This window comes from Streptomyces sp. NPDC048650, assembly GCF_043199095.1.
Classification (GTDB): domain Bacteria; phylum Actinomycetota; class Actinomycetes; order Streptomycetales; family Streptomycetaceae; genus Streptomyces.
The window spans coordinates 56,174-67,880 of record NZ_JBICVM010000006.1 but is presented as its reverse complement, the minus strand read 5'-3'; the positions used below and the strand labels follow the sequence as shown (position 1 = coordinate 67,880).

The 11,707-nt window shown below is 68.2% G+C and carries 7 protein-coding genes; 6 read left to right on the top strand and 1 reads right to left on the bottom strand.

All coding sequences use genetic code 11. From position 1 onward, the window contains the following. The first annotated feature begins 77 nt into the window (after positions 1-77). From ACGFML_RS18190 to ACGFML_RS18180, 3 genes are all read left to right on the top strand, one after another. Positions 78-752, top strand: a complete 675-nt coding sequence (locus ACGFML_RS18190; protein WP_393544804.1) for a PadR family transcriptional regulator — start codon at positions 78-80, stop codon at positions 750-752. A gap of 46 nt (positions 753-798) precedes the next feature. Beyond that, the gene (locus tag ACGFML_RS18185; protein WP_393544802.1) at positions 799-1,881 is read left to right on the top strand and encodes an inositol-3-phosphate synthase; all 1,083 of its coding nucleotides are present in this window, start codon (positions 799-801) and stop codon (positions 1,879-1,881) included. Between the two features lie 78 nt (positions 1,882-1,959). Further along, positions 1,960-3,240: an MFS transporter gene (locus ACGFML_RS18180; RefSeq protein ID WP_393544801.1), complete on the top strand. Its 1,281-nt coding sequence runs from the start codon at positions 1,960-1,962 to the stop codon at positions 3,238-3,240. A gap of 214 nt (positions 3,241-3,454) precedes the next feature. Here the strand turns inward: ACGFML_RS18180 and ACGFML_RS18175 are convergent, their stop codons facing one another. Further along, positions 3,455-4,930, bottom strand: a complete 1,476-nt coding sequence (locus ACGFML_RS18175) for a CCA tRNA nucleotidyltransferase (protein ID WP_393544799.1) — start codon at positions 4,928-4,930, stop codon at positions 3,455-3,457. A 243-nt stretch (positions 4,931-5,173) separates the two neighbouring features. Here ACGFML_RS18175 and ACGFML_RS18170 point away from each other — a divergent pair, with 243 nt between their 5' ends. The 3 genes from ACGFML_RS18170 (at position 5,174) to ACGFML_RS18160 (ending at position 11,565) form a co-directional block, all read left to right on the top strand. Continuing rightward, on the top strand, positions 5,174-7,462 hold the full coding sequence (locus tag ACGFML_RS18170) for a DUF6049 family protein (protein ID WP_393544798.1): 2,289 nt from the start codon (positions 5,174-5,176) through the stop codon (positions 7,460-7,462). 45 nt (positions 7,463-7,507) lie between these two features. Beyond that, entirely contained in the window at positions 7,508-9,736 is a 2,229-nt protein-coding gene (gene murJ / locus ACGFML_RS18165) for a murein biosynthesis integral membrane protein MurJ (protein ID WP_393544796.1), read from the top strand. A 107-nt stretch (positions 9,737-9,843) separates the two neighbouring features. Then, positions 9,844-11,565, top strand: a complete 1,722-nt coding sequence (locus ACGFML_RS18160) for a protein kinase family protein (protein ID WP_393544795.1) — start codon at positions 9,844-9,846, stop codon at positions 11,563-11,565. Positions 11,566-11,707: the final 142 nt, after the last annotated feature.

Sequence of the window (11,707 nt, the reverse complement as noted above, 5' to 3'; positions counted from 1 at the left end):
ACCGTTCTATCGTCTGGATGTATCGAGTCGATACATCAGCACGAGATAAAGAACGCACCAGGCCAGGGAGGCGGAGGATGAGCAGACGTTCCGGCATCCTCGAGTTCGCCGTCCTGGGCCTGCTCCGTGAGTCTCCGATGCACGGCTATGAGCTGCGAAAACGGCTCAACACCTCGCTCGGGGTCTTCCGCGCGTTCAGCTACGGCACCCTCTACCCCTGCCTCAAGGCGCTGGTCACGAGTGGCTGGCTCGTCGAGGAGACGGGCAACGCCACCGAGGATGCGCCGGCCACGGCACTGACGGGACGCCGGGCGAAGATCGTCTACCGATTGACCGGAGCGGGCAAAGAGCACTTCGAGGAACTGCTCGCCCACTCCGGACCGGATGCGTGGGAGGACGAGCACTTCGGCGTCCGCTTCGCCTTCTTCGGTCAGACATCGCGGGACGTTCGTATGCGCGTGCTGGAAGGCCGCCGCACCCGCCTGGAGGAGCGCCTCGAGAAGATGCGCACCTCCCTGGCCAGGACCCGTGAGCGGCTGGACGACTACACCCTCGAACTGCAGCGACACGGCATGGAATCCGTGGAGCGTGAGGTCCGTTGGTTGAACGAGCTCATCGAGAGTGAGCGCACCGGGCGCGATCAGCGCGCACCGGATCCCGCAGAGCAGGACAAGAAGTCAGCAGATCAGGGCGGCCTGCCCCGGCACCGGGGTGGTACCCGGCCGGATCCGTCCGATGACACCACCACATGAGGCTCTGCTGTGCAGGACCTCATCGAGAACACAGGGAGCAACCGGAATGGGTTCGGTTCGCGTAGCCATCGTCGGCGTGGGCAACTGCGCCGCCTCGCTGGTACAGGGCGTCGAGTTCTACAAGGACGCCGACCCGAAGAGCCGCGTGCCCGGCCTCATGCACGTGCAGTTCGGCGACTACCACGTGCGTGACATCGAGTTCGTGGCGGCTTTCGACGTCGACGCCAAGAAGGTGGGCCTCGACCTCTCGGACGCCATCGGCGCCAGCGAGAACAACACCATCAAGATCTGCGACGTGCCGAACGCCGGCGTGACGGTCCAGCGCGGCCACACCCTCGACGGTCTGGGCAAGTACTACCGGATGACGATCGAGGAGTCCGAGGAGACCCCGGCCGACATCGTCCAGGTCCTCAAGGACAGGCAGGTCGACGTCCTGGTCTGCTACCTCCCTGTGGGCTCCGAGGACGCCGCGAAGTACTACGCGCAGTGCGCCATCGACGCCAAGGTCGGCTTCGTCAACGCCCTCCCGGTCTTCATCGCCGGCACCAAGGAGTGGGCGGACAAGTTCACCGAGGCCGGTGTCCCGATCGTCGGTGACGACATCAAGTCGCAGGTCGGCGCCACCATCACGCACCGCGTGATGGCCAAGCTGTTCGAGGACCGGGGCGTCATCCTGGACCGCACGATGCAGCTGAACGTCGGCGGCAACATGGACTTCAAGAACATGCTCGAGCGCGACCGCCTGGAGTCCAAGAAGATCTCCAAGACGCAGGCCGTCACCTCGCAGATCCGGGACCGCGAGCTGGGCGAGGACAACGTCCACATCGGCCCGTCGGACTACGTGGCCTGGCTCGACGACCGCAAGTGGGCCTACGTCCGCCTCGAGGGCCGCGCGTTCGGCGACGTCCCGCTGAACCTCGAGTACAAGCTCGAGGTCTGGGACTCCCCGAACTCCGCAGGTGTCATCATCGACGCCCTGCGCGCCGCGAAGATCGCGAAGGACCGCGGCATCGGTGGCCCGATCCTCTCGGCCTCCTCCTACTTCATGAAGTCGCCGCCGGTGCAGTACTTCGACGACGAGGCGCGGGAGAACGTCGAGAAGTTCATCCAGGGCGAGGTCGAGCGCTAAAGACGTTCGTCACACACCCCTTCGCAGGCCCTCGGGAATTCCACCCGGGGGCCTGCGGGCTGTGTGAGGCTGGGCGCCATGCATGCAGTGCGCGACCTCCGCGTAGTCCTCCGGCTACGCGACTTCCGTTCGCTCCTGGCCGTGCGGCTCCTGTCCCAGGCAGCCGACGGCGTCTTCCAGGTCGCGCTCGCCACACACGTCGTCTTCTCGCCCGAGAAACAGACCTCGCCCGCGGCCATCGCCTCCGCCATGGCCATCCTGCTACTGCCGTACTCCCTGCTCGGGCCGTTCACCGGCGTTCTGCTCGACCGCTGGCCTCGCCGTCAGGTCCTGCTCTACGGAAATCTGCTGCGAGCCCTGCTGGCCGCCGCGACCGCCGCCTTGATCGTGACCCAGGTGCCCGACTGGCTCTTCTATGCCGCGGCTCTCTGCGTGATGGCCGTGAACCGCTTTGTACTGGCCGGCATTTCGGCCGCGCTGCCTCGCGTGGTCGACGGTGAACAGCAGCTGGTGATCGCCAACTCCCTTGCCCCCACGGCCGGTACGCTCGCCGCGACGGCGGGCGGTGGGCTCGCCTTCGCCGTCCGGCTCGCCGGCTCGCATGTGGATGCGTTCGTGGTGCTGCTCGCCTCGGCCTTCTATTTCTGTTCGTCCCTCACCGCTCTGCGCATGGCACCCGGGCTTCTCGGTCCCGATGCCTCCCGCCTCCAACCACACTTCGGTGAAGCCCTGTTGAGCACTGTGCGGGGCCTGCTGGACGGGCTGCGCCACCTCAGGGAGCGGCGCACGCCGACCCATGCACTGGCGGCAATGACCGTGATCCGCTTCTGCTACGGGGCGCTGCTGGTCATGGTGCTGATGCTGTGCCGCTACTCCTGGTCCCACACCGAATCCGACGGTCTGGCGCTGCTCGGCGTCACCGTCGTGGTGTCCGGAGTGGGCTTCTTCGCGGCGGCTCTCCTCACCCCTTGGGCAGTCGAGCGGCTCGGCCCGTTCGGCTGGATCGCCTGCTGCGCCGCCATAGGTGCCGTACTGGTGCCGGCCCTGGGCCTGCTTTTCGCTCCCGGCCCGATGCTGGCCGCCGCGTTTGTGCTGGGCCTCAGCACCCAGGGCACCAAGATCTCTACGGATACGGTGGTCCAGTCGTCCGTAGACGACGCCTTCCGCGGCCGGATCTTCGCCGTCTACGACGTGCTGTTCAACGTGGCCTTCGTCGGTGCGGCTGCGGTCGCGGCACTCATACTGCCGCCGAGCGGAGAGTCCGCGGTGCTGCTGATCGTGGTGACCGTTCTCTACGCCGCCGTCGCCTCGGCCATGACTCCTCCGGCATGGCGATCGGCCAGGCAGCACGGCCGTTGACGCTCCCCGGAACCCCTGCGCCAACTCCGAAGCCTGCTACGGCCGATCTCACGACGGCCAGGGATCCCACAACCGGGTAACAGACGCAGACGGGGCGAGCCCTGCTCCTCGCCGCGGCCCTCGCGCGGTGAGCCCTGGGCGGTGTTTCACGTGAAACACCGCCCCATGTTTCACGTGAAACATGGGGCATCGGCTGCGCGTTTCACGTGAAACATCAGCCCTGCGCGGCCCACCACTCCTTGAGAGCGGCGATCGCCGCCTCACGGTCCATGGGGCCATGCTCCAGTCGCAATTCCAGCATCTGCTGGTAGGCCTTGCCGACCTCAGGGCCCGGACCGATCTCCAGAATCTGCATGATGTCGTTACCGTCCAGGTCCGGACGGATCGCATCCAGCTCTTCCTGCTCCTGGAGCCGCGCGACGCGCTCCTCAAGACCGTCGTATGCGCGCGAGAGAGCATTGGCCTTGCGCTTGTTGCGAGTGGTGCAGTCCGAGCGCGTCAGCTTGTGCAGCCGCTCCAGCTGCGGCCCGGCATCCCGTACGTAGCGACGGACCGCCGAATCCGTCCACTCGCCCGCCCCATACCCGTGGAAGCGCAGGTGCAGCTCCACCAGGCGTGAGACGTCCTTGACCATGTCGTTGGAGTACTTCAGCGCGGTCATCCGCTTCTTGGTCATCTTCGCCCCCACCACCTCGTGATGGTGGAAGGAGACCCGCCCGTCGGACTCGAACCGCCGCGTCCGGGGCTTGCCGATGTCGTGGAGCAAGGCCGCCAGCCGCAGCACCAGGTCCGGCCCGTCCTTCTCGAGGTCGATGGCCTGCTCCAGAACGGTCAGCGAGTGCTCGTAGACGTCCTTGTGACGGTGATGCTCGTCACTTTCCAGCTGCAGCGCCGGGAGCTCCGGCAGCACCCGCTCCGCCAGACCTGAATCGACGAGCAGGCGCAGGCCCTTGCGTGGGTACGCCCCGAGGATCAGCTTGTTCAGCTCGTCCCGTACGCGCTCCGCGGAGACGATCTCGATCCGCTCGGACATCGCCTTCATCGCGGCCACGACCTCGGGAGCGACCTCGAAGTCCAGCTGCGCCGCGAAGCGGGCCGCCCGCATCATCCGGAGCGGGTCATCGGAGAACGACTCCTCCGGTGTCCCCGGGGTCCGCAGCACACGCCCCGCCAGGTCCTCCAGCCCGCCGTGCGGGTCGACGAACTCCTTCTCCGGCAGCAGCACCGCCATGGCGTTCACCGTGAAGTCCCGACGGATCAGGTCCTCCTCGATGGAGTCGCCGTAGGACACCTCGGGCTTGCGCGAGGTCCGGTCGTAGGCCTCGGAACGGTAGGTCGTGACCTCGATGTCGAACGAGCTCTTCTTGCAGCCCACGGTGCCGAAGGCGATGCCGACCTCCCAGACGGCATCCGCCCACGGCCGGACGATCTTCAGGACGTCCTCGGGGCGGGCGTCGGTGGTGAAGTCCAGGTCATTGCCGAGCCGGCCGAGCAGCGCATCCCGGACCGAGCCGCCGACCAGGGCAAGCGTGAACCCGGCCTCCTGAAATCGGCGGGCCAGGTCGTCCGCCACGGGCGACACCCGCAGCAGTTCGCTCACGGCGCGGCGCTGGACGTGGTTCAGCGCGTTCGTCGACTGCGGCGTCCGCTCGGTCGGCACGGCGGGGAGGTCATTGTTGGCGTTCGGCACAACAGAAAAGAGTACGTGTCCGCGCCGGAGGAAGCGCCACGTTAACAAGGGGCGCGGCGCTCGTCGAGGCCTCGGCGATCTTGCGGAGCAGTCCCCGGCACTACGACGCAGCAGGCCTCGTTACCATTCGTGGACGCACATTCCGACGACCACTGACGACGACGAGGGACGGGCGAGCGCGTGGCCGAGGCGGCAGGGTTCCAGGGGACTGAACGGCCGCGCGGCCGATGGCTGCGCAGAACCGTGGCACTGTTCACCGGAACACCCCTGCTCGCAGGGCTGCTGCTGGTCCCACACGCGCCCGCCGCACAGGCCGCCGCGACAGGCTCCGGCACGGTGGAGGTCTCCATCGAGTCGATGACACCGGCCGCCCCCACGAAGTCGGACTCGGTCACCGTCTCCGGAACGCTGACCAACGAGGGCAGCAGCACGATCACCCATGCCCATGTCGGCATGCACCGTGGCTCATCTCTCAGCGGCCGCAGCTCCCTCGACAACGCCTCTCCGTCCACCGGCTACGTACCGGGCGTCGACGGGCCTGAGGTAAAGGGCCACAAGGAGAAGGTCGACAACCTGGCGCCCGGCGGCAGCCGGTCCTTCTCCCTCAGCGTTCCGGTCAAGGACCTTCACCTCGGTGACAGCGGTGTGTACCGGCTCGGTGTCTCACTGTCGGGACGTACCCAGGCCGCGCCTTTCGAGCGGGTACTCGGCATCAACCGCACCTTCCTGCCCTGGCAGAACGGAGCGGCAGGCAAGAAGACACAGCTCACGTACCTCTGGCCGCTGATCTCCACCACCCATCTCACCGCCGAGACCGACGCCGCTCAGACCCCGGTCTTCCGCAACGACGACCTCGCCGCGGAGCTCGCGCCCGGCGGCCGGCTGCAGCAGATGGTGGCGCTCGCCAAAAACCTGCCGGTGACTTTCGTCATCGATCCCGACCTGCTGGCGACCGTCGACGCCATGACCAGGACGTACAAGATCGGCGGTCCGGACGGGCCCGTGGGCAAGAACCAGGCCGTCGCCAAGCAGTGGCTGAACGACCTCGAAAAGGCGGTGAAGACGCACGAGGTCATCGCGCTGCCGTTCGCCGACCCCGACCTCGCCTCGATCGCCCACCGCGGCAAGAGCGTGCCCAGCGCCCTCAGCCACCTCGGCCCGGCCACCGAGCTCGCAGCCGGCACGGTGGACACCGTCCTGGGCGTCACACCGCGCACAGACTTCGCCTGGCCCGTCGACGGAGCGATCGACTCATCGATCGTTGATGTCGCCACCTCGGCCGGCGCCCACAACGTGATCACCCGCAGCGACAGCCTGCGTGACACCGGTGGCCTTCCCTACACCCCGACGGCGGCGCGCCCCATCGGCGGCGGAAACAACGCCATCGTCACGGACGCACGGCTCTCCCGGACCTTCGAAGGCGATCTTTCGAAGGCGGACAACGCCTCCCGGGCGGTCCAGGCGTTCCTGGCGCAGACCCAGATGATCAATCTCCAGGCCCCGGGCCGCCAGCGCAGCATCGTGGTGGCACCGCAGCGCATGCCGTCCGCCTCGCAGGCCCACGCGATGGCCACCGCCCTGCGGGAACTGCAGGACTCGGGCGGCTGGACGGAGCCGCTGAACCTCACCGACGCGGCCAAGGCGAAGCCCGACCCCGCCGCCACCCGCCAGATCCCGAGCGGCGCCGCCTACCCCCGCTCGCTGCACAGGGAAGAGCTCCCCACCAGTGCCTTCCGCCAGGTCCAGAGCACCCAGGCCGCGCTGGACGACTACCGGGTGATCCTGGCCCAGCCGGAGCGCGTCGTAACCCCGTTCGGCACCGCCATAATGCGGGAGATGTCGACCGAGTGGCGGGGCAACCCGACGGGGGCCGGCTCGTTCCGCCACTCCGTGCGCGGCTACCTCAACGGCCTGGCCAAGAAGGTCCACCTGATCCAGAAGTCGGATGCGACACTCTCCGGACGCAGCGCGACGATTCCGGTCACGGTGCAGAACAACCTCGTCCAGGGCGTCGAGCACATGACGCTGAGGCTGACCTCGTCCCAGCCCAACCGCCTGGACGTGGGGAAGTCGCAGCAGATCAAGGTGGACGGCGGGCACAGCCAGTCGTTCAAGTTCGACACCACGGCGAACGCCAATGGTCGGGCCTGGGTGACCGCCCAGCTCTACACGGAGGACGGCAAGCCCTACGGTGAGCCGATGACGTTCCAGGTGAACGTCACCGAGATCACCGCGACGGTGATGCTCGTCATCGCCGGCGGCGTGCTGCTGCTGGTCCTCGCGGGCGTGCGGATCTATCTCCAGCGCAAGCGGATGGCCGCCGCGTCCTCGGAGGACGGCTCCGACGGCGACGACCCGGACGATGGGGAAGACCCCGACGGCGCCGGCGACGGCCCGGACGGCGGGGAAGGCACGAACGGCGACGACGGCGGCACGGACGGCGACAAGCCCGAGCAGCCGAGTGACCCCAAGCCGGACACCGGTTCGGAAAGCACCGACCCGTCCGGCTCAGGTGAGAAAGTGGACCGTTGATATATGGCGGGGCCGGACGGCCCGCAACGGAGAGATGGGGCAGCGATGAACGCGCCGTACGACGGTGACCGCAGCAGGGACGCCCATGGCGACCCCGCTGGGCCGGTCCCTGCGACGCCCCAGGTGCCCGCAGCTCCCGGCCCCTACGTCCAGGACCCGTATGTCCAGGACGGCTACCGCAACGACCCGCACCATCCGCAGAGCCCAGCGGACCAGGATCCCCCCACCGCGGCGCTGTACCACCGCGCCGACCATGCCCCGCTGCCCGGCCGACCCACGCAGCCGCTCCACCAGCAGCCGCCCGCGGCGCAGCACACGCCCGGCCCGCAGTTCCGGGCCACGCCCACACCGCCCGAGCCGAACGGCACGGCGCGCGATGTCCCGTACGGCGACGACGCCCCGACCACTCAGTTCGTGGGCGTCGACGACCTGATCACCCAGGCGTCGGAAGAGCGCTCGGAGCCCGACGCCTTCGCGCATCTGTACCGGGACCAGCAGCCGTACGAGAGCCGACGTCCAGCACCTGCACCGGTGGCGCCCGCCGCGGACGGGGGAGTGGCGGTGCCCGGGGCGGAGGCCGTACCCCCCCAGTCGGCAGCAACGCCGGAGCCCGCCCCGGCCGCGACAGCCAAGGCGTCCGGCGGCCGCGCCTCCAGCCTGCTCAAGTCCAGCGCTGTGATGGCTGCCGGCACGATGGTGTCTCGGCTCACCGGCTTCGTCCGCTCGGCGCTGATCGTCGCCGCGCTCGGCGGCGCGGTGCTCGGTGACTCCTGGCAGGTGGCCTACCAGCTACCGACGATGATCTTCATCCTGACCATCGGCGGTGGTCTGAACTCGGTCTTCGTCCCGCAGCTCGTGCGCGCGATGAAGGAGGACGACGACGGCGGCGAGGCCTACGCCAACCGCCTGCTCACCCTCGTCATCGTGATTCTCGGAGCGCTGACGGTCCTGGCCGTGGTCGCCGCACCACTCCTGGTGAAGCTCGTCTCCTTCGACATCTCCCGTGATCCGGCAGCCAACGAGGTCGCCGTCGCGTTCACCCGCTACTGCGTACCCACGATCTTCTTCATGGGCCTGCACGTCGTGATGGGCCAGATCCTCAACGCCCGCGGCCGCTTCGGCGCGATGATGTGGACCCCGGTCCTCAACAACATCGTCATGATCGCCACCTTCGGCCTGTTCATCTGGGTCTACGGCTCGGCAAAGACCTCCCACATCGGCGTCACGACCATCCCCTCCGACGGCATCCGTCTGCTGGGCATCGGCACTCTCCTCGGCCTCGTGGTCCAGGCGCTGGCGATGATCCCGTATCTGCGCGACGCCGACTTCACACTCCGGCTGCGCTTCGACTGGCGTGGTCACGGCCTGGGCAAGGCCGCCAAGCTGGCCAAGTGGACGGTCCTGTTCGTACTCGCCAACCAGGCGGGCGTCCTCGTCGTCACCCAGCTCTCCACCTGGGCGGGCAACACCGCCGACCAGCAGGGGCATCCCGGCACCGGCTTCATCTCCTACGCCAGCGCGCAGCTGATCTGGAACATGCCGCAGGCGATCATCACGGTTTCCGTGATGGCGGCCCTGCTGCCGCGCCTGGCCCGCTCGGCGCACGACGGTGACACCGCGGCCGTCCGCGACGACATGTCCCAGGGCCTTCGGACCTCCGCCGTCGCGATCGTGCCGATCTCGTTCGGCTTCCTGTCACTCGGCATCCCGCTGTGCACACTGGTCTACGGCTCTTCCGGCGCAGGTATCCCGATGGGCTACATGCTGATGGGCTTCGGCGTCGGACTGATCCCGTTCTCGGTGCAGTACGTCGTCCTGCGCGCCTTCTACGCGTACGAGGACACCCGCACCCCCTTCTACAACACGGTGATCGTCGCCGCGGTCAACGCCGTCGCGTCCGCCCTCTGCTTCCTGGTTCTTCCCGCGCGCTGGGCCGTGATCGGCATGGCGGCCTCGTACGGCCTGGCCTACATCATCGGCGTGGGCGTGGCCTGGCGCCGATTGGGCAAGCGCATGGGCGGTGACCTCGATACCGCACACGTCGTGCGCACCTACGCACGGCTGGCCGGCGCCAGCGTCCCGGCCACGATCGTGTCCGGGGCCGTCGTGTACGGCATCATGCACGCACTCGGCAGCGGGTTCCTCGGCTCGCTCGCCGCCCTCATCGGCGGCGGCGCCGCACTTCTGGCGGTCTTCTACGTAGCCGCCCGCAAGATGCGGATCCAAGAGCTGAATGCCCTGGTCGGGATGGTCCGCACCAAGCTGGGGCGCTGACCGAGCACAACCATCGACCGCCACCGTGTGTCGTGCATAGTGGCGGACTGTGGGCACAATTGTCTTGGCTCATTGAGCCTGCAACGGATGGGGAGGCAGGAACGACGGTGGCGGAACGGAGCATGGCGGCCGTCGACGTGGCCGACACGAGCGGTGAGGAACCGCTGACCGCCAAGGCGGGTCAGGCCACGGACGACGGAGCGGAGGCCGAGAAGGTATCCGGCGGGGCAGAGGACACTGCACACACCGGCGAGGTCGGTGCAGCAGCAGCCGATTCCCAGCCACCGGAACTGCACAGTGGCCACAAGCTCGCCAGACGCTACCGCCTTGAGGAGTGCGTCACCCGTCTGGACGGATTCAGCAGCTGGCGAGCGGTCGACGAAAAGCTGCGCAGAGCCGTCGGCGTGCACATCCTGCCCTCCGACCACCCGCGGGCCCGCCCGGTGCTGTCCGCCGCCCGCTCCTCCGCGCTCCTCGGCGACCCCCGTTTCGTGCAGGTCCTCGACGCCGTCGAGGAGAACGACCTGGTCTATGTCGTCCACGAATGGCTGCCGGACGCCACCGAACTCACCACGGTCCTCGCGAGCGGCCCGCTCGAACCGCACGATGCCTACCAGCTCGTCAGCCAGGTCTCCCAGGCCATGGCCGCCGCGCACCGCGAGGGCCTGTCGCATTTGCGGATCACCCCCGGCTCGGTGCTGCGGACGGAGTCCGGGCAGTACCGCATCCGCGGTCTGGCCGTCATGGCCGCGCTGCGTGGCATCACCTGTGATCACCCTCAACGCACGGACACCGAGGCGATCGGTGCGCTCCTGTATGCCTCACTGACCCAGCGCTGGCCGTACGAGAACGACGCCTACGGCCTCACCGGCCTACCCAAGGGTGTCGGTCTGATCGCTCCCGACCAGGTGCGTGCGGGAGTCCACCGCGGGCTCTCCGAACTCGCCATGCGCGCCCTCGTCAACGACGGCGCCACGGCCTCCCGGCAGGAGCAGCCCTGCACCACTCCGGAGGAGCTCGCCAAGGCCGTCGCGGCGATGCCGCGCATCCGTCCGCCGGAGACCGCCTTCAGCACACCGCCCCCCTACCAGCGCACCGGCTACCAGCAGGGCAGCTACCGCCAGCCGCCGGCCCACAACGGCCAGCCCGGCCGGGCGACGCAGGTGATCCCCACACCTCCGCCACCCTTGCAGAGCCGCACCGGCAAGGCGTTGAAGTGGTCGGTCTCCGCGCTGCTCATCGCAGCGCTGGGGCTGGGCAGCTGGCAGCTCGCGGACACCCTGCTCAAGCTCGAGGGCGACCAGGAGGCCCCGGGCAACTCGCAGACGACCGTGGGCAAGGACAAGAAGCAGAGCGGCAAGCCGATCAAGATCGTTAACGCCGGGGAGTACTACCCGGACGGCAAGCCGCAGCACCCCGACCAGGCCAACGACACCCACGACGGGAATCCCGACACCTACTGGCGCACCCGGACCTTCAAGGAAGGCCCCGAACTGAATCCGGCCTTCAAGCAGGGCGTCGGCCTCGTCTACGACCTGGGCTCGGAGCACCACATAAGCAGCGCATCGATCGGCCTGCACTACGCCGGCAAGCAGACCACCGTGACGCTGTACGCGGCGAACTCCCTCTCGTCATCGGAGCCGCTGAGTTCTCTGCAGAAGCTGGGCACCGCACAGACGTCGCAGACGACGGCGCAGGTCAAGCTCAAGAAGCCGGCGAAGTCCCGGTACGTGCTTGTCTGGATCACTGCCATGCCCTACGCCCCGACGGAGAACTACAGCGAGGCGGGCTACAAGCAGGGCGTGACAGAGGTCTCCTTCACCGGCTGAGACCGCGAGCACGCTCAGCGGCATTCAGAAACATCGCGGGGCCCCGGCCGAACGGAACGGCCGGGGCCCCGATTTCATCGCCATTTACTTTCCTGATCGGGCGGGCTTCAATGGACCCGAGATCAGCAGCTACGGCCGGGGG